Genomic DNA, 18,278 nt, shown 5'->3' with positions numbered 1-18,278 from the left:
GCCCAGAGCTTAAGCACGTGCCGTGGCGCGCGCAGGTCACGTCCGGCGAAAGCTGCGAGAGTGGGAGAGACAGGGCAGGCGAGCGGAGGGGACGCGATGACGGCGACGCAGGACGGCGCGCGGGCGGGTGGCTTCCGGATCGCGGACCGGCTCACCGCGACGAGCGGGACCGTCCACCTTGGCGGCCTGCACGCGCTCGTCCGGCTGCCACTCGACCAGCGGCGGCTCGACGAGGCGGCGGGGCGGCATACGGGCGGGTTCATCAGCGGGTATGAAGGGTCGCCCTTAGGCGGCTATGACAAGGAACTCCTACGGCTGGGTCCGCAGCTGGCGACGGAAGGGATCGTCTTCCGGCCGGCAGTGAATGAGGAACTGGCGGCCAATGCCGTGCTCGGCAGCCAACTCGCGGCCACGCGATCGACGCGGACGGTCGATGGGGTGGTGGGCCATTGGTACGGCAAGGCACCCGGCCTGGACCGCGCGACCGACGCGCTGCGGCATGGGAATCTCGGCGGGAGTTCGCCGCTCGGCGGGGTGCTTGTCATGGTCGGTGACGACGTCAACGCCAAGAGTTCGACCGTCCCGAGTGCGTCGGAGTGGGCGATGGCCGAGCTGGGTATGCCGGTGCTCGTCCCCGCGGACCCGCAGGACATCCTGCGGCTGGGGCTGCACGGCATCGCGATGTCGCGCTTCAGCGGGCTGTGGTCCGGGCTGAAGCTTGCGACCAATGTCGTGGACGGCAGCGCCACGGTGCAGCTGGGTGACCCGCCGATTGTCTTGCCCGACAACGAGATCGACGGTCGACCCTACGTGCACCAGCCGCACGCGCGCTTCCTGCAGCCCGCCCTGGCGGCGCTCGAAGAGTCGCTGCTCACCACGCGGCCGCAGCTCGCGCTGCGCTATGCCCGCGCCAACGGCCTCAACGAGATCACCGGTGATCCGAACGCCCGCGTCGGCATCGTCGCTGCTGGGCAGCGCTTCCGGGACGTCCAGGAGATGCTGGGCCTGCTCGGCGTCACGGCAGATCGCCTGTCCGACAGCGGGATTCGGTTGCTCAAGCTTGGCATGGTCGCGCCGCTCGACGCCGAGATCGTCCAGCGCTTTGCCGAGGGACTCACCGAGATCATCGTCGTGGAGGAAAAGCGCGCCTTCGTCGAGGCGGCGGTCAAGGGCATCCTGTATGGCCGTGCCCACGCCCCCGCAGTCAGCGGGCGAACCACCCCTGATGGCCACTCACTGCTTCCGCCGCAGAGCGACCTGACCGCCGCGACGCTCGCCCGAACTCTCGGCCACCGGCTCGCCGAACTCCTCCACGCCGAAACGATTGCTGCCGCGAGTTCCGCTCTGGCGCAACCGCGTTCGCGCACCCAGCTGTCGCTGACCCCGACGGCGCCGCGCACGCCATACTTCTGCTCCGGCTGCCCGCACAACCGCTCGACCCGCACCCCCCGCGACAGCCTCGTGGCCGCGGGCATCGGCTGCCACACCCTCATCGTTTTCATGGAGCCCGACAAGGTCGGCGATGTCATCGGCTTCACGCAGATGGGCGGCGAGGGTGGTGCCTGGATCGGCATGTCGCCCTTCGTAAGCGACGAGCACCTGACCCAGAATCTCGGCGACGGCACCTTCCACCACTCCGGCAGCCTCGCCGTGCGCGCGAGCGTCGCGGCGGGCACGAATATCACCTACCGCATCCTCTGCAATGGCGCGGTCGCCATGACCGGCGGGCAAGACATCGTCGGCGGTATGGCCGTGCCAGACCTCGCCCGCGCCCTGCTCGCCGAGGGCGTCACAAAGGTCGCGATCACGACCGAGGACCCGAGCCGGTATGCCGAGGCGCGCCTGCCAGAGGGCGTGCGCGTCCACCATCGCGACGACCTCGACCAGGTGCTCGCCGACCTCGCTGCCATCCCCGGCACGACGGCTCTGCTGAACGACCAAGAATGTGCAACGGAGTTGCGGCGCAAGCGCAAACGCGGCCTCGTGACCGCGCCAACGCGACGCGTCGTCATCAATGAGCGCGTCTGCGAGGGCTGCGGCGACTGTGGCGCGAAGTCGAACTGCCTCTCGGTTGTCCCCATCGACACCGAGTTCGGTCGCAAGATCGCCATCCACCAGGCATCCTGCAACCAGGACTTCTCCTGCGTCGACGGCGACTGCCCGTCGTTCCTCGAGGTCATCCCGGGCAAGACGCCGAGCCCCCGCGGGCGAGCGACGGCCCTGGCGGCTACGGACCTGCCCGAGCCCACGCCGCTTCGGCCCGGCGCACCCGTCAACATCCGCCTTATGGGCGTCGGCGGCACGGGGATCGTCACCACGGCGCAAGTGCTCGCCGTCGCGGCCACGAATGCCGGCCTCTACGTGCGCGGCCTCGACCAACTCGGCCTTTCTCAGAAGGGTGGCGCGGTCATCTCCGACCTGCGCCTGCGCCCAGAACCGACCGAGGGGAGCAATGTCCTCGGCCTGGGCGAGGCCGACCTCTACCTTGGCGCCGACCTGCTCGTGGCCGCCGCACCGGCAAATCTCGCCATCACTGATCCAGCGCGGACCTGGGCCGTGGTGTCCACCTCCAAGGTTCCCACTGGTGCGATGGTGGCCGATCCAGGCGTGACCTTCCCCGCCCTCGATCCCCTCACCGCGAGCCTTCGCGAGCGCATCCGCCCCGACAGCATCCTGCTCGACGTTCGCCACCTGACGACGACGCTCTTCGGCGGGGACCAACTCGCCAACACTTTCCTCCTCGGCGTCGCGGTCCAAGCCGGTGCCCTCCCGATCCCACCGCGCGACATCGAAAATGCCTTGCAGCAGAACGCCGTCGCCGTCGAGGCCAATCTGCAGGCCTTCCGTTGGGGCCGGATGTATGCCGCTCAGCCCGACCGGGTGCTTGCCCTCACCGCCGCTCCCGAACCGGCCGCCCCGCCCACGGCAGCGGTCGCCTTGGTGCGTGCGGCGGGCCTGCCCACCGAGGGTGACCTCGGCGACCTCCTAGCCCGTCGGGCGGGCGACCTGATCGCCTACCAGGACACGGCATACGCCCGCACGTTCCTGACCCACCTCGCCCACGTCCACCGGCGCGAGCAGGCGGCCGTGCCGGACCCCGACGCTCCCCTCACCCGGGCGGCGGCGGTCGGCCTGCACAAGCTGATGGCCTACAAGGATGAGTACGAAGTCGCTCGCCTCTCCACCGATCCCGCTGTGGGAGAACGGATCCGGGCCGAGTTCGGCGACGACGCGGCATACCGCTTCCGCCTCCACCCGCCCGCGCTGCGCGCCCTCGGGATGGACAGCAAGATCGCGCTCGGCCCGTGGTTCGAGCCCGTGTTCAAGAGCCTGTATGCCGCGCGCCGCCTCCGCGGCACGCCCCTCGACCCCTTCGGCCGGGCCCGCGTCCGGGTGGTCGAGCGGACCCTGATCGAGGAGTATGTCGCCGCCCTCGCCTCCGCGACCGCCCACCTGAGACCCGACAACCGCCCCGCCGTGATCGCGCTCGCCGAGCTCCCGGACCTCGTGCGTGGCTATGAGGACGTGAAGCTGCGCAATGTCGAGGGCTTCCGGGCCGCTCTGGCCGAAGGATTGGACGCTATCCGCGCCACGCCAGTCGCGGCGAACCATGCGCCAGACTGAGGCGCATGAGCCGCCAGCCCGGAGAGCCGCTGCACCGCACCGCCAAGGACCTCGTCGACGCCGCGATGGAGCGCATCGAGACGATCCCGCTTGCGCAGGCCGAGGCGCTCCTCGATGATCCCGACGTCCTCATCGTCGACATCCGGGACCCGCGCGAGTTGGAGAAGCTCGGGACCATCCGCGGGGCTTACTCCGCGCCGCGCGGGATGTTGGAGTTCTGGATCGACCCGGCGAGCCCGTACTACAAGCCGGTCCTCGACGACGGCCGCAAGCTGGTGCTCTATTGCGGCTCCGCGTGGCGCTCAGCGCTCGCCACCGCCGTGCTTAACGATATGGGCCGCACCGATGTCGCCCACCTCGAGGGCGGCTTCACCGCATGGAGCAAGGCCGGGCTGCCCGTCGAGCCCCACCAGGCTCGGCGCGGCTGAGCCGAGCGGCGGCCAACGCAAGAGGCCCGGCGCTTTCGGCCCACAAGGGTGAGCGGGCGCCATACAGTCGGCCCATGACGACTGACGCCCCCGAGAACAGCACCGGCGAGACCAGCGACGTCGACGCCAACCCCGCCGCCAAGATCGCGCCCGCGCGCATCGCCCACATCGTCTTGTCCGAGTCGTTCGTCGAACACCACGGCCCGGAGCACGTGCAGGCGTATGTTGACGCGGTCGTCGCAGCCCAGGTCGACGCGCAGACGATGGACGAGGACGCCGTCGCCACCCGCATCCGTGAGCGCCTCGACGCCGTGGGCCTCGCGATCCCGGACGAGTCCTATCGCAACCTCGCCAAGCAGGTGCACGACAGCACCGGCGTCGCGATCAGCACCGATGGCGGCGAGGTGCTGCATGGCGACCCGGCGGTCTCGGCCGATGTCCACGAGCCCGATGTGCGCGGCACCGATGACCCCGACGACCCGGATCGGCCCTTCTACTCCTGACGCTTACCGGCAAGTAGGTCTGAGCTTTGGCACCACATATGGGGCCAAAGCTCAGACCTTCAGTTCGCCCAGGCGCGGGCGTTGCGGAACATCCGCAGCCAGGGACTCGGCTGGTCGAGCGGGCCGTCGGTCCACGACATTTGGATGTTGCGCTGGACGCGCTCGGGGTGCGGCATCATCGCGGTGAATCGGCCGTCCGGGGTGGTCACCGCCGTCAGCCCGTCGGGCGAGCCATTGGGATTCCCAGGGTATGCCGTGGCCACCGCCCCGGTCGCGTCGACGAAGCGCATGGCTCGGTGGACCTGCTCGGGGTCGCCTTGCGCGGAGAAGTCGGCGAATCCCTCACCATGCGCCACCGCGATCGGGAGCAGTGAGCCGGTCATCCCCGCGAAGAAGAGCGAGGGTGAGTCGAGCACCTCGACGAGGGACAGGCGGGCTTCATACTGCTCGGACTTGTTGCGGGTGAACCGCGGCCACGCGTCGGCGCCGGGGATGTGCTCGGCGAGCGCGGCGAACATCTGGCAGCCATTGCAGATGCCCAGACCGAAGGTGTCCGCCCGGGTGAAGAAGGCGTGGAAGGCGTCCGTCAGCTCGGGATGGAACAGGATCGAGCGTGCCCAGCCCTCGCCGGCCCCGAGGGTGTCACCATAGGAGAAGCCACCCGCCGCGACCAGGCCCGTGAAGTCACGCAGGTCCGCGCGGCCGGTCATCAGGTCGGTCATGTGGATGTCGTATGCCGTGAACCCCGCCGCGTCGAAGGCGAAAGCCGTCTCGACATGGCTGTTGACGCCCTGCTCGCGCAGGATGGCGACCTTGGGTCGGGCACCAAGATTGAGGTAGGGCGCCGCAATGTCTTGCGCTGGATCGAAACTCGGCTGCACAACCAGACGACTCTCGGAAGAGCCCAGGCGGGCGAGAGCGGAGTGTTCCTCGTCCGCGCACTCGGGGTTGTCGCGCAGTGCGCTGATCCGCCAGGAGACCTCATCCCACGCCGCCGCGAGATCCTGCAGCGACTCATCGAGGAGCGGGCCGGCCGTGCTCGACACGCTAACGCGCGGCTGGTGATGGGTCGCGCCGAGCACGTGGACGAGATCGCCGAGTCCGTGATCGCGCAGGATCGCGACGGCTTCGGTGGCGCGCTCGGATGGCACGGCGAGGACGGCGCCGAGTTCCTCGGCGAAGAGCGCGGCGACCTCACCGCCGGGCGAGCGCCGCACCAGGGGCGCCAGGTCGATGTCGATGCCGATGCCGCCCGCGAAGGCCATCTCGCAGATCGCGGCCCAGAGTCCGCCATCGCTGCGGTCGTGGTATGCCGCGACAATTCCCTTGTCCCGCAGGCTATTCAACGCATCGACGAGGGCGACCAATCGCGCCGGGTCATCGAGATCGGGCACCGTCGCGCCTAAGGCGTTCTCGGTTTGGGCGAGGATCGAGCCGCCGAGCCGGTGCTTGCCCGCGCCGAGGTCGACGAGGATGAGCACCTGGTGTTCGCCCGCCGCGGGCGTGAGGGTCCCCCGAACATCGGGCAGCGTCGCGAAGGCCGTGACGACGAGCGACACCGGTGACGTCACGGAATGCTGGACGCCGTCGTCGCCCGCCCACTTGGTGCGCATCGAGAGCGAATCCTTGCCGACCGGCACGCTAATGCCCAGGGCCGGGCACAGTTCCATCGCCACGGCCTGCACGGTGTCATAGAGCGCGGCGTCCTCACCCGGCTCCCCGCACGCCGCCATCCAGTTGCACGATAACTTGATGCCGCGCAACGAGATTGGCGCCGCCAGCAGGTTGGTGATGGCCTCTCCGACCGCCATCCGTCCCGACGCCGGAGCGTCGAGAGCAGCCAGGGGCATCCGTTCGCCGGTGGCCATCGCCTCGCCCTCGAAGCCGGTCAGGTCCGCGAGAGTGACCGCGACATCAGCGACCGGCACCTGCCACGGGCCGACCATCTGATCGCGATGGGTCAGCCCGCCGACGGTCCGGTCCGCAATGGTGATCAGGAAACGCTTGCTAGCCACGCTCGGGTGGCGCAGCACGGCATAGGCCGCCCCCCGGAGATCGACCCCGGAGCCGTCGAAGTCATCGCCCGACCGATCCACCCGCGCGACATCGCGCGTCATTCGCGGCGGCTTGCCGAGCAGCACCTCCATCGGCATATCGACGGCGAACTCCTCGCCGGGCTCGCCCTCGACGTCAAAGCTCAGGCGCAACTGGCCGTCCGAACGCGCCTGTCCGACAACGGCATACGGGCAGCGCTCTCGCTCGGCGAGCCGCCGGAACAGCGGCAGCGACTGGGGCGCGATGGCCAGGACATAGCGTTCCTGGCTCTCGTTGCTCCAGATCTCCTTGGGCGAGAGCCCGGACTCGGCCTGCGGCACCAGGTTCAACTCGAAGCGGGCGCCGAGCCCGGCATCGTCGACGAGTTCGGGGAAGGCATTAGACAGCCCGCCCGCTCCCACATCGTGGATCGCCAAGATCGGGTTGCCCTGGCCGAGCGCCCAGCAGTGGTTGATGACTTCCTGCGCTCGACGCTCCATCTCGGGATTGCCGCGCTGCACCGAATCGAAGTCCAGCGCAGCAGTATTCGCGCCGGCCGCCATGGACGAGGCTGCCCCACCGCCCATGCCGATCCGCATACCCGGGCCTCCGAGTTGCACGAGGAGGCTCCCCTCGGGGAAGGCGATCTTGTCGGTCTGACCGGCATCGATCGTGCCGAGTCCACCGGCGCTCATGATCGGCTTGTGGTAGCCGCGGCGGACACCATCGACCTCTTGCTCGAAGACCCGGAAGAAGCCGCCGAGACCTGGCCGCCCGAACTCATTGTTGAAGGCCGCTGCTCCGAGCGGCGCTTCGATCATGATGTCGAGAGGCGTCGCGATATGCCCGGGCGCATCGGCTTCCCTTGTCTCCCAGGGCTGTTCAGCACCGGGGATTCGCAGGTTCGACACCGCGAAGCCGGTCACGCCTGCCTTCGGCTGCGACCCACGACCGGTGGCGCCTTCGTCACGAATCTCGCCACCGGCTCCGGTTGCCGCGCCGGGGAAGGGCGAAATGGCCGTCGGGTGGTTGTGCGTCTCGACCTTCATCAGCACATGCACTTCGCCCTCGCGGGCGGCATACGCGCTGGGACCGTCCGGGCCACCCTCGGGCAGCCACCGGCTGCGCACCGAGCCCTGCATGATCGAGGCATTGTCTTTATACGCAACGATCGTGCCCTCGCCGGCCACGCGTTCGGTGTGCCGGATCATCCCGAACAGCGAATTCGGCTGCGGCACACCGTCAATGACGAAGTCCGCGTTGAAGATCTTGTGCCGGCAGTGCTCGGAATTGGCCTGGGCGAACATCGTCAACTCGGCATCGGTGGGATTGCGACCCAAGCCAGTGAAGGCTTCGACGAGATAGTCGATCTCGTCCTCCGCCAGCGCCAGGCCGTATGCCTCATTGGCCGCCTCGAGCGCCGCGCGGCCGTGTCCCAGCACATCGATATGCGCCATCGGCTCGGCCTCGCGCTCGTCGAAGAGCGCCGCCGTCGCGGCCAACGAGGGCAGCGCGGTTTCGGTCATCCGGTCGTGCAGGATGTCGGCGCAGGCCGCCCACTCATCCTCGGTGAGCGGCATACCTGTGAGGAGATACTCCGTCGCCCGCTCGACCCGCACGATCGGAACACCGCAGTTGTGGACGATATCGGTCGCCTTGCTCGACCACGGCGAGATGGTGCCGAGCCGCGGGGTGACGACGACAAGCGTGCCCGCGGAGGCGGGCGGGCCGGCATACGGCGGGCCATAGGTCAGCAATCGCGCGAGGGTCGCCGCGGCCTCGCTGGTCAGCGGCCCCTCACTGGCGACCGTGTGCACATAGCGCGCGGCGACGCCGCTCACGCTGGGGGCGGCGACGACGAGCCGCGCGAGCAGGGCGCGGGCGCGGAAGTCCGAGAGGGCGCTGCCGCCGTCGAAGGTCGTCAGGGTCAGGTGGGTCGAGCTCACCGGGCGTGCTCCTGGTCGGGCCGGACGGGCATACCGCCGATTCTCTCAGGTGGCGCGCCCGCCAGGGTCACGGGACCAGGACTCCCGCCGGGTAACAGAAGTCGTCTCCTCCCGGGCGAGTGAGCGTCGAGGAGGTGAGCCGGGCGCCGGTGGCCGCGTCATAGGTCTGCAGCACAAAGGTATTCGGATCGCCGCCGTCGTCACCGACCAGCGCGAGCCTCCCGCCCCGGACGGTGAAGCCGAGGATGCCGGCGTCCAGGTCATAGCCGGTCACGGCGGAAGTGGCAAGATCGACCCGCGAGATGTGCCGCAGACCGTCGATGGCGCCATAGGCGGGATTGATGAAGGTGTGGCCGACATAGAGCGTGTCGCCCTCCATCGTCAGCAGGTAGGGCGTGTTCGCGCCGAGGTAGATGCGGCGCTCGGACATCGTCGCGGGGTCGAGGACGACGAGTTCGTGGCCCGGCCGGTCGCCCTCGTGGGTGGCAGTGAGGGGATAGATGAGTCGGCCGCCATGCACGATTGGCGAGCCGGTGACGAACTCGCCGCCGGGGAGGGGCTGCTCCGAGACCACGGTCAGGGTCTCGGCATCGAGCGTGATAAGCCGCGATGTGGCCTGGCCGGGAGCAGGTTGCGTGATGCCGAAGAGTCGAGCAGGGGATCCGTCGCCGCTGCGCTGGAGCGCCAGAGTCGTCACGACCTGGCCGGGGAGTTGGCGCTCGGCGAGTGCCTTGCCCTGCCGATCGCTGCGGGTGATGTGGGCGACCCCGTTCAAGACGTATGTCGTGTAGAAGCTCGCGCCATCCGCCACCAGCGAGAGCGGGTTCACCACGCCGGCCAAGCGGATCGGGGTGGCCGTGCAGTCGGTGAGCGAGAAGTCGACAACATGGGCCTGGTCCTTGCGGACGTCGCCGACGGACAGCATGAAGACGTGGTCGCCGACCCGCTGACCGTTGACTTGGCCGGGGTAGAGGCCCTTGATCTTGGCCGTGGCCACCACCGCTTCGGTGTCCTGGACCTGCGCCACGAACCGGCTCGGCGCGGCATCCTCGCTTGACCACGCCACGATCGGCGCGCTCGGGCACGCCGCGGCCGCGGCGTCGGCCTGGCCCGAGGTGCTGCAGGCGGCCAGGAGCGGCGCAGCCAGGAGGGCGGCGAGTGCGGCGGTGATTGCGCGGTGCATGGGGTCGTCTCCTCGTCGGTGGCTACTCCTCGAAGTAGACCGTCGAACCCGCCGGTCGCGCCTGAGCACGAATGCTCAACCGGCCGCTGTGGCCCCCCGCGCCTGCGCGATGAGTGCCCCTAGCGAGCGCCGTTGGGCACCATCCGGGGCGAAGTTCTCGGGGGCCAGCCACGCGTCATACGCACCGGCAAGGGTCGGCCACTCGCTGTCGATGATGGAGAACCAGTCGGTGTCGCGGTTGCGGCCGCTATAGACCATGGCCTGCCGGAAGCGGCCCTCATAGGTGAAGCCGAGGCGCGCGGCCGCCGCCCGGGACGGCTCGTTGAGCGAGTCGCACTTCCACTCGTAGCGGCGATAGCCAAGATCGTCGAAGATGTGCCGCGCCATGAGGATGAGCGCCTCGGTCGCCGCGGTCGTGCGCTGCAGCGCGGAGGAGAAGACGATCCCGCCAACCTCCACGACCCCATTTGCCGGGTCGTTGCGCAGGAAGCTCGCCACCCCGAGCCCGGCGCCGGTCGGGCTCAACACCGCATGCGGCGCCGCGGCCGGTCGGTTGAGTTGGTCGACCAGGAAGCCCTCGAAGGCCGCGCGGCTCATGTCCGGTGGGTATGGGTAATAGGTCCAGTTCCGCGGGTCCGAGGCGGTGACCATCGGGCCATAAAGCAGGTCGGCGTGCGCCGCCGTCAGCGGCTCGAGCCGCACGTGGCGGCCCACCAGGGTCGTGGGTATGACGCTCGCTCGCCCCTCCCAGCCCGGCACCGCATCGCCGATCGGCTGGCCAAAGTCGTTGTGCCTCATGGTCGAACCGTAGCCGGGGCCTCGCGGTTGCGACACTAGGTGATGTCCCGGCGGGCGTAGCCCCACCACCCCGCGGCGAGCAGGACAGCTGCGACCAGACACTCCACCACGACGGGGGTCCACGACATCGCGTCGGCAGGCAGGCGCGGCAGGTAGCCGAAGGGCGTGGCGTCGAGCAGGCGTTGCGGGAAGCCGAGCACCCCGCCGATCCAGTTGACGACGACGGACCACGCGGTCACCGCCCACGGCAACCAGCGCAGCCGCGGCGCCAGACCGTGCACCGCCACGGCGAGCGCCACGATGAGCAGCACGCCCGGCGACTGCACGAGCCCCGCCCCGGCCAGCCGCGCCAGCGCGCCCGGGTCCCCATCGCGCACCGCCTGTGGCACTGCCAGCAGGACGGCGCTCACGACGACGAGGGCGACGGGGACGAGGAGGGCGGGCACGGCATACGCCCTGAGCAGGGCGGTGCGGGAGGTGGCGGTCGAGAGCACCAGTTCGGCTCGGCCGCTGTCCTCTTCGCGGCGCAGCCGGTCGAGCAGCGAGAGCCCCACGAGCGCGATCAGCACGATGAGGATGCCGAGCATCGCGACATAAAAGGCATCGCTCAGCAGCTTCGCGCCGCCTCCCATGCGCCGGAAGCGCTCGGCCAGCGTGCGGTCTTCAGCCACCTGGTCGAAGACGTTGGACAGCGTGCCGATGACCAGCGAAAAGATCCCGAAGCCGAGCACGCTCCACAGCACGCTGCCGCGATCGAGGCGCCACGCGAGCGCGCCCGCAGACCGCAGGCCCGCCAGCGCCCCAGCCGGCCCGGGCTTGGTGGCCCGCAGACCGGCGCCGAAGTCCCGACGCGATTCCAGCGTGATCGCCAGCGCCACGAGACCCGCGCTGACAACCAACGGCACGATGAGCACCCACCAGCGCTCACCGGCATACGGGCGGACATAGGGCGCCCATTCCACCGGCGAGAGCCACCCGAGCCGGCGCAGCCCGGAGCCCTCCGACGAGCCGTCCGCGAGGGCGCGCAGGAGGTATGCCGCCCCCACCGCTCCCATCGCCATCCCTCGGGCGGTCCGCGCCGATGAGGTGAGTTGCGCGGCGACCGCACCGACGCCGGCGAAGACCACACCCGTCGCCGCGATCGCAAGGCCCATGGCTAGCGAGCCGGTCAGCGGGGTGCCGAGCCCGGTCATCGAGCCGGCGATGAGCAGCCCGAGGAGGAGGCAGGCGCCGGTCGCGGTCAGCAGCGCCGCGGCGAGCGAGGCGTGCCGACCGATGGCGCCGGAGCGCAGCAGTTCGGTCCGGCCGGCTTCCTCCTCGGCGCGGGTGGCGCGCAGCACGCCGAGGGCGGCCATGATCGCCGCGCACGTCGCGACGAAGCCGCCGACGCGCCACATGACGAAGCCGCCGACCTGCAGCAGGTCGTAGGGCGGGCCGAGAATCGCGCGCATCGTCGGATTGCTCGCCAGTCCGACGGCGACCTCGCGGCCGGCCGCGTCGTCGGAAATGATCGCGCGGTATGCGGATGCCGTGGCGGGCAGGAAGCTCCACAGCACGAGCACCCACACGAGCCAGAACCATCGGTCGGCCCGCAGCGCGCGCCGCACGAGCAGGCGGGTTCCGGTGAGCGACATGCGGGTCATCGGGCGCCGTCGTAATGCTGGAGGAAGAGTTCTTCGAGCGTCGGCGGCGTCGCTGTGAGGGTGCGTATGCCGTGGCTCGCCAACTCCCCCACCACCGCCCCGATCTGGGTTTGGTCGGCCAGGAGGGTGACGCGATGACCGTCGACAGTCACATCGTGGACCCCGGCACGTTGCGCGAGAGCCGTTGGCGGAGAGTCGAGTTCACAGACAATCTGCGTGCGGCTGAGGTGCCGCAGGTCCTGCAGCGTGCCGCTCTCCACGACCTTGCCGGCGCGGATGATGCTCACGTGATCGCAGAGCGTCTCCACCTCCGAGAGGATGTGGCTGGACAGCAGAACGGTCTTGCCGCGCTCGCGGGCGGCACGGACATACTCCGTGAACACCCGCTCCATCAGCGGGTCGAGACCCGACGTCGGCTCGTCGAGCAGCAGCAGGTCGACATCACTCGCGAGCGCCGCGACCAGGGCGACCTTTTGCCGGTTGCCCTTCGAATAGGAACGGCCCTTCTTGGTCGGGTCGAGGTCGAAGCGCTCGATTAACTCCGCCCGCCGAGCGGTGTCCAGCCCCCCACGCGCGCGGCCGATCAGGTCGATGATCTCGCCGCCGGTCAAGTTCGGCCAGAGGGCCACATCGCCGGGGACATACGCCAGCCGCCGGTGCAGTGTCGCGGCCTGCGACCACGGGTCTGCGCCAAGCAGAGTCGCTCGGCCGGAGTCGGGCCGCAGCAGGCCGAGCAGCACCCGGATCGTTGTGGACTTGCCGGACCCATTGGGTCCGAGGAAGCCGTGCACCTGCCCCGCCTCGACCGTCAAATCGAGCCCGTCCAGGGCGCGGGTGGAGCCGAAGGTCTTGACCAAACCGGCAATATCGATGACGGCACTCACATACCTCATTCTGCGCCTGAATGACGCGCCGGATGCCCGCGGCGACCGATTCTTCGCCGGCGTCGAGATCGGGAAACACGCCGCGGAACGGGTCTCGCCGTCGGCGTGTTGCCCGAACTCGTCGGTGGGTGAGCGCTGGGTGCTGCGCCGCGAACTGTGATCGCCGAGGTCGAACTGCTAGCGTGCTCTCACAGACAGGGGAGCGCCACCAGGGCGCTGAGAGTGCGCGCGAGCGCAGACCCTCGGACCTGATCCGGTTCGCACCGGCGTAGGGAGTCGGGATTCTCCTCGGCAACAGCCGAGCCCTCCGAAAAGGAGGACACGACACATGACCACCACGCGTATGCCGCACGCCGCCCTCGCGACGATGCGCACCACCGCGCGCGCGACCCTCGCCACCACCCTGGCCGTTGTCGCCCTCGCGGCCTGCTCCTCGGGCTCGACCAAGACCACCTCAACGACTAGCACCGGCACCACCTCGAGCAGCAGCTCCGGCGAGACGACCGAACCGACGCGCGCCGACACCCTCACCGTGCTCACGCACGACTCCTTTGCCCTCAGCGATAAGGTCAAGGAGCAGTTCGAGAGCGACACCGGCATCAAGGTCGTCTATGTCGCGCAGGGCGACGCGGGCAGCCTCGTCAATCAACTCATCCTCACCAAGGACGCCCCGCTCGGCGATGTGGTCTTCGGCATCGACAACACCTTCGCCTCCCGTGCGGCGAAAGCCGGTGTCCTAGAGCCCTATTCGGACCCGGCCCTGCCCGATGGCGCTGAGGCATTCAACGCCGAAGACGGCCATCTGCTAACGCCGATCGACTATGGCGATGTCTGCGTCAACGCCGACAAGGGCTGGTTCGAGAAGAAGGGTCTGAAGATCCCGGCGTCCCTCGACGATCTGGCGGACCCGGCATACAAGGACCTGCTCGTTGTGGAGAATCCGGCCTCCTCCTCCCCCGGACTCGCCTTCCTCGCGGCCACCGTCGGCGCCAAGGGGCAAGACGGCTATCTCGCCTATTGGGAAAAGCTGAAGGCCAATGGCGTCAAGGTCGCCAAGGGCTGGACCGAGGCTTACACCGGCGACTTCTCCGGCTCGTCCGGCAAGGGCCCGCGCCCGCTCGTCGTCAGCTACGCCACCTCGCCGGCCTTTGAGGTCGACAAGGGCGCCACCGCCTCGCGCACCGTGGCACTGCTCGACACCTGCTTCCGGCAGGTGGAGTATGCCGGCGTCCTCAAGGGCTCCCTCAACGAGGTCGGCGCGCAAAAGTTCATCGACTACCTGCTGACCAAGGGGGTCCAGAGCGAGATCCCCGAGCAAATGTATATGTACCCCGTCGACAAGGCCGTCGATCTGCCCGCCGATTGGGTGAAGTTCGCGCCGCTGTCCGACAAGCCGATCAATGTCGACGCCACCACCATCGGTGACAACCGCGAGGCGTGGATAAAGGCTTGGACCGCAACGGTTCTCGGCTAACACACTCCGCAAGCCTCGACATGACCACGACCACCCAGCCCCCGGCGCTCACTCACGGTCGGGGCACCTGGGGGCGCACCGGGCAGACGCTGGCCTGGCGGGCGGGGTGGACGCTCGCGGTCGTCATACCCCTGGTCTTCCTGGCGATCTTCTTCGCCTGGCCGGTCGCCGCGCTCGTCGCGCGCGGCTTCTCCTCAGACGGCACGAGCACGCTCGGCGCGGTGGCCGAGGTGCTCGGGTCCGCCCGCACCTGGCGGATCCTGCGGACCACCCTCACCCTCGCCATCCTTGGGTCGGCGGCCTCGGTGCTGCTCGGGATTCCCGGGGCCTATCTGCTGTATGCCGTGCGATTCCCCGGCCGCGGGCTGCTGCGCGCGCTCGTGACGGTGCCGTTCGTCCTGCCGACGGTAGTTGTCGGGGTCGCGTGGGTGGCGGTGCTCGGCCCGTCCGGCCCCCTCGCCGGACTGGGGCTGGAGGAGAGTCTGCCGGCGATCGTGCTCGCGCTGGTCTTCTTCAACTATGCCGTCGTCGTGCGCACGGTCGGCGGGTTATGGAGTCGGCTAGACCCGCGCGCGGTCGAGGCTGCTCGGTCGCTCGGAGCCAGCCCGGCGCGGGCTTTCCGCACCGTGACACTGCCGGCGTTGATGCCGGCCATCGCGTCCGCAGCGGCCCTAGTTTTCCTGTTTTGCGCCTCCGCCTTCGGCATCATCATGGTGATGGGCGGAGTGCGATACAGCACCATCGAAACCGAAATCTGGTATCAGACAACCCAATTGCTGGACCTGCCCGCCGCCGCGGCCCTGTCGATCACACAACTGATCGTCGTCACGCTGGCTCTGCTCGCGACATCGTGGACGAGTGCGCGGCAGGAGCGCGCGCTGCGCTTGCGCGGCGATGCCTCCTCGGAGCGCCGGTGGGTATGGCGGCGGGATGCCTTCGCGACGCTGGTCACCGCGGCCGTTGCCCTAGGTGTACTGGCGTTGCCGATGGTGACATTGGTGGTGCGCTCGTTGCGGTCGCGGGACGGCTGGACGCTGGAGCACTATCGCGCGCTCGGGACGACCGTCGGCCGCTCGCTCCCGGTGCCGGTCTGGGTAGCCATCCGCAACTCGATCGTCGTGGCGCTGCAGGCGACTCTCATCGCCCTGGTGCTCGGCGTGCTCGTGAGTCTGGTCGTCAGCCGACGGCCACGCAAGGCAGCGGCACGGCGTGGATTGCGGCTCCTGGACTCGGTTTTCATGTTGCCGTTGGGGGTATCTGCCGTGACCGTCGGCTTCGGATTCCTCATCACCTTGAACCGGCCTCCGCTGGATCTGCGGCAGTCAATGATCCTCATCCCGATTGCTCAGGCGATCGTCGCGCTGCCGCTCGTCGTCCGCTCGATCCTGCCGGTGCTGCGCGCCATCGACCCGCGCCAGCGCGAAGCCGCCGCCACGCTAGGTGCCGCGCCAGGGCGGGTTCTGCGAACCATCGACGGCCCCTTCCTGCTGCGCGGCATCGGGTTGGCTGCTGGATTTGCCATGGCGACCTCGCTGGGTGAGTTCGGCGCGACCTCCTTCCTCGCGCGACTCGATCGGCCAACGCTGCCGGTCGTGATCTTCCGGCTCATCGGACGCCCAGGGGAAGCCAATTTCGGTGCGGCACTTGCGGCTTCGGTGCTGCTCGCCGTTCTGACCGCAACCGTCATGGTGATCGCGGAGCGTGTCCGCCCGGCCACAGCGAGCGAACTATGAGCTTGGGCAACCTCGGGTCAGGACTGGCCGTGCGCGATCTCGTCGTGCGCTTCGGGAACACCACCGCCGTCGATCATGTCGACCTCGATCTGGCTCCCGGGGAGATCCTCGCGCTGCTCGGTCCGTCCGGCTCCGGGAAGTCCTCGCTGCTGCGCGGCATCGCCGGGCTCGAGCCGCTCGCGGGCGGCCTCGTGGCCTGGGATGACGTCGACCTCACGAATGAGCCGGTGCATCGGCGCGGGTTCGGCGTGATGTTCCAGGACGGGCAGCTCTTCCCGCACCGCGATGTCGGCGGCAATGTCGCCTACGGCATCGAGCATCTCTCGCGGGCCGAGCGGGCCCACCGGGTGGGTGAGCTGCTCGACCTCGTCGGGCTCACGGCGTACGAACGGCGCGCGATCACCACCCTCTCCGGCGGGCAGGCGCAACGGGTCGCCCTGGCGCGTTCGCTCGCGCCGCACCCGCGGCTGCTGCTGCTCGACGAGCCGCTATCCGCCTTGGACCGCGCCCTGCGCGAGCGCCTCGTCGGCGTGCTGCGCGACACGCTCAAGGCGACAGGCACGACGGCGATCTATGTCACCCACGATCAGGACGAGGCCTTCGCCGCCGCGGATCGGGTGGCGGTTATGGGCGCCGGGCGGGTCCTGCGGATCGGGACCCCGCGGGAGGTATGGCGTGACCCCCGCTCCGAGACGGTCGCCGCGTTCTTGGGTTATGCGCCGATCATCTCGGCGCAGACCGCGCTCGCCCTCGGCTGGCCCGACGGGCTGGGGTATGCCGCCCGCGTCGCCCTGGGGCCCGATGCTTTGCGCGTCGCGGACACGGGCGCGACGGTGGCGGTGGTCGAGCAACTCGACCGGCGCGGGCATACGGCCGTGCTTGTGGACCTGCCCGACGGGCAGCGCGCGACGCTGCGCTCCCCGGTGCATGTCGAGGCCAGGCACCTCGCCGTCGCCCTCGATCCGGCGCACTGCGCGGTGCTGCCCGGCGAGGCTGACGCAGGCTAGCGGGGGACTTCTCGTGGTAATGCTCGCGACGGGCATTGGATAGGGTCGGCTTCATGATCTCGGCGGTCCACACGCTTATCTACTCCGACGACGCCCCGGCCACGCGCGCCTTCTTCCGCGACGTCCTGCAATTGCCCTTCGTCACTGACGACAACAACGAGGGCTCTGACTGGCTGATCTTCAACGGCGGGCCGTGCGAGATCGCGATGCACCCGACTTCGGGCGAGTTCGATGGGGAGTCCTTCCGAGCTCCTCGTCACCACCAGATCTCGCTGATGGTGGCCGACGCCGAAGCCACCGCGGCGACCCTGCGCGAGCGCGGCGCGACGATCCTCAATGGGCCGCGCGATATGGGCTTCGGCATTGGAATGGAAGTCGAAGTCCCCGGCACCGACGCGATCCTCTTCTACCAGCCGAAGCACGCCACCGCCTACGACAAGTGACCCGCCCGGTGCGCGGTCCTGCCGTCGCTTTGGTTGCGGGCGTTCGAGGCTCGCGGGTGCCTACTGCGCGCCGGCGTTGCTCATATAAAGATCCATCAGTTCGCCCTTGATCCGGCCCCGGTCACTGACCTCGTGGCCGCGGGAGCGCAGCCACCGGCGGGTCGCAGCCAACTGCTCGGGATCCACCCGCGTCCGGCCGGCCTTGGGGGTGGCAGTGCGCTGGCCAGCCACGCGTCGGCCCTTGGCGGCATACTTCTGCAGGGCATCGCGCAGCGCCTGAGCGTTGCGCGGGCCCAAATCGATCTCATAGCCGATGCCGTCCAGCCCAAAGCGGATGGTCTCGCTCGCGCCCGTGATGTCCTGACCGTCGAGATCGTCGATCCACTCGATGATTTCGCGTGTTGCCACGGTCAACCCTCCCCGTCGATTGCCTGAGCTGCACCGAATGTCGTATCCGGTACGTCGATTACCGGCTATTAGCTTAGCCGGACTTCGCGACGTCACGGACTCTTAGCCCGGATCCACCGATGACGTTTTTGCTGTCGGCGCCGCGACGTTGAGGCTCGGTTGATGGTGTC

At 69.3% G+C, this 18,278-nt stretch carries 14 protein-coding genes and 1 riboswitch; of the genes, 8 read left to right on the top strand and 6 right to left on the bottom strand.

The window, feature by feature from the left end:
• The first annotated feature begins 96 nt into the window (after positions 1 to 96).
• The 3 genes from ABD225_RS17560 (at position 97) to ABD225_RS17550 (ending at position 4,555) form a co-directional block, all read left to right on the top strand.
• Positions 97 to 3,624: an indolepyruvate ferredoxin oxidoreductase family protein gene (locus ABD225_RS17560; RefSeq protein ID WP_344088650.1), complete on the top strand. Its 3,528-nt coding sequence runs from the start codon at positions 97 to 99 to the stop codon at positions 3,622 to 3,624.
• 5 nt (positions 3,625 to 3,629) lie between these two features.
• The gene (locus tag ABD225_RS17555; protein WP_344088647.1) at positions 3,630 to 4,052 is read left to right on the top strand and encodes a rhodanese-like domain-containing protein; all 423 of its coding nucleotides are present in this window, start codon (positions 3,630 to 3,632) and stop codon (positions 4,050 to 4,052) included.
• Between the two features lie 74 nt (positions 4,053 to 4,126).
• Positions 4,127 to 4,555, top strand: coding sequence for a hypothetical protein (locus ABD225_RS17550; RefSeq protein WP_344088644.1), 429 nt, complete (start codon positions 4,127 to 4,129; stop codon positions 4,553 to 4,555).
• Between the two features lie 59 nt (positions 4,556 to 4,614).
• Here the strand turns inward: ABD225_RS17550 and purL are convergent, their stop codons facing one another.
• The 5 genes from purL to ABD225_RS17525 form a co-directional block, all read right to left on the bottom strand.
• Positions 4,615 to 8,535, bottom strand: a complete 3,921-nt coding sequence (gene purL / locus ABD225_RS17545) for a phosphoribosylformylglycinamidine synthase (protein WP_344088641.1) — start codon at positions 8,533 to 8,535, stop codon at positions 4,615 to 4,617.
• 67 nt (positions 8,536 to 8,602) lie between these two features.
• A complete protein-coding gene (locus tag ABD225_RS17540) occupies positions 8,603 to 9,718 on the bottom strand; it encodes a hypothetical protein (protein WP_344088638.1) in 1,116 nt (371 codons plus the stop codon).
• Positions 9,719 to 9,793: 75 nt separating this feature from the next.
• Entirely contained in the window at positions 9,794 to 10,516 is a 723-nt protein-coding gene (locus tag ABD225_RS17535) for a GNAT family N-acetyltransferase (RefSeq protein ID WP_344088635.1), read from the bottom strand.
• Positions 10,517 to 10,551: 35 nt separating this feature from the next.
• On the bottom strand, positions 10,552 to 12,159 hold the full coding sequence (locus ABD225_RS17530) for an ABC transporter permease (RefSeq protein WP_344088632.1): 1,608 nt from the start codon (positions 12,157 to 12,159) through the stop codon (positions 10,552 to 10,554).
• Entirely contained in the window at positions 12,156 to 13,052 is an 897-nt protein-coding gene (locus ABD225_RS17525; protein WP_425564496.1) for an ABC transporter ATP-binding protein, read from the bottom strand. The genes ABD225_RS17530 and ABD225_RS17525 overlap by 4 nt, the downstream gene beginning before the upstream one ends.
• Between ABD225_RS17525 and ABD225_RS17520 the strand changes: the two genes are divergently transcribed.
• From ABD225_RS17520 to ABD225_RS17500, 5 genes are all read left to right on the top strand, one after another.
• Positions 13,030 to 13,203, top strand: a complete 174-nt coding sequence (locus tag ABD225_RS17520; RefSeq protein WP_344088626.1) for a hypothetical protein — start codon at positions 13,030 to 13,032, stop codon at positions 13,201 to 13,203. The genes ABD225_RS17525 and ABD225_RS17520 overlap by 23 nt on opposite strands.
• A gap of 26 nt (positions 13,204 to 13,229) precedes the next feature.
• A riboswitch (TPP riboswitch) is annotated at positions 13,230 to 13,335 on the top strand.
• A gap of 36 nt (positions 13,336 to 13,371) precedes the next feature.
• Positions 13,372 to 14,517, top strand: coding sequence for a thiamine ABC transporter substrate-binding protein (locus ABD225_RS17515; RefSeq protein WP_344088623.1), 1,146 nt, complete (start codon positions 13,372 to 13,374; stop codon positions 14,515 to 14,517).
• Positions 14,518 to 14,537: 20 nt separating this feature from the next.
• Positions 14,538 to 16,250 (top strand): ABC transporter permease, encoded by a 1,713-nt coding sequence (locus ABD225_RS17510; protein WP_344088620.1) that lies wholly within the window; start codon positions 14,538 to 14,540, stop codon positions 16,248 to 16,250.
• On the top strand, positions 16,247 to 17,257 hold the full coding sequence (locus tag ABD225_RS17505; RefSeq protein WP_344088617.1) for an ABC transporter ATP-binding protein: 1,011 nt from the start codon (positions 16,247 to 16,249) through the stop codon (positions 17,255 to 17,257). The genes ABD225_RS17510 and ABD225_RS17505 overlap by 4 nt, the downstream gene beginning before the upstream one ends.
• 53 nt (positions 17,258 to 17,310) lie before the next feature.
• The gene (locus tag ABD225_RS17500; protein ID WP_344088614.1) at positions 17,311 to 17,700 is read left to right on the top strand and encodes a VOC family protein; all 390 of its coding nucleotides are present in this window, start codon (positions 17,311 to 17,313) and stop codon (positions 17,698 to 17,700) included.
• 60 nt (positions 17,701 to 17,760) lie between these two features.
• Here the strand turns inward: ABD225_RS17500 and ABD225_RS17495 are convergent, their stop codons facing one another.
• Entirely contained in the window at positions 17,761 to 18,108 is a 348-nt protein-coding gene (locus ABD225_RS17495; RefSeq protein ID WP_344088611.1) for a histone-like nucleoid-structuring protein Lsr2, read from the bottom strand.
• Positions 18,109 to 18,278 lie beyond the last annotated feature (170 nt).

This window comes from Nostocoides veronense (assembly GCF_039531185.1).
GTDB classification, from domain to species: domain Bacteria; phylum Actinomycetota; class Actinomycetes; order Actinomycetales; family Dermatophilaceae; genus Nostocoides_A; species Nostocoides_A veronense.
Note: the sequence above shows the minus strand (reverse complement) of the source record. Positions and strands in the feature narration are given on the sequence as shown.

Excerpts from the sequence above, each read along its gene's own strand:
- ABD225_RS17560 (WP_344088650.1), top strand. The coding sequence starts at position 97 with ATGACGGCGACGCAGGACGGCGCGCGGGCGGGTGGCTTCCGGATCGCG.
- ABD225_RS17555 (WP_344088647.1), top strand. The coding sequence starts at position 3,630 with ATGAGCCGCCAGCCCGGAGAGCCGCTGCACCGCACCGCCAAGGACCTC.
- ABD225_RS17550 (WP_344088644.1), top strand. The coding sequence starts at position 4,127 with ATGACGACTGACGCCCCCGAGAACAGCACCGGCGAGACCAGCGACGTC.
- ABD225_RS17540 (WP_344088638.1), bottom strand. The coding sequence starts at position 9,718 with ATGCACCGCGCAATCACCGCCGCACTCGCCGCCCTCCTGGCTGCGCCG.
- ABD225_RS17535 (WP_344088635.1), bottom strand. The coding sequence starts at position 10,516 with ATGAGGCACAACGACTTTGGCCAGCCGATCGGCGATGCGGTGCCGGGC.
- ABD225_RS17530 (WP_344088632.1), bottom strand. The coding sequence starts at position 12,159 with ATGACCCGCATGTCGCTCACCGGAACCCGCCTGCTCGTGCGGCGCGCG.
- ABD225_RS17520 (WP_344088626.1), top strand. The coding sequence starts at position 13,030 with ATGACGGCACTCACATACCTCATTCTGCGCCTGAATGACGCGCCGGAT.
- ABD225_RS17525 (WP_425564496.1), bottom strand. The coding sequence starts at position 13,052 with ATGAGGTATGTGAGTGCCGTCATCGATATTGCCGGTTTGGTCAAGACC.
- ABD225_RS17515 (WP_344088623.1), top strand. The coding sequence starts at position 13,372 with ATGACCACCACGCGTATGCCGCACGCCGCCCTCGCGACGATGCGCACC.
- ABD225_RS17510 (WP_344088620.1), top strand. The coding sequence starts at position 14,538 with ATGACCACGACCACCCAGCCCCCGGCGCTCACTCACGGTCGGGGCACC.
- ABD225_RS17505 (WP_344088617.1), top strand. The coding sequence starts at position 16,247 with ATGAGCTTGGGCAACCTCGGGTCAGGACTGGCCGTGCGCGATCTCGTC.
- ABD225_RS17500 (WP_344088614.1), top strand. The coding sequence starts at position 17,311 with ATGATCTCGGCGGTCCACACGCTTATCTACTCCGACGACGCCCCGGCC.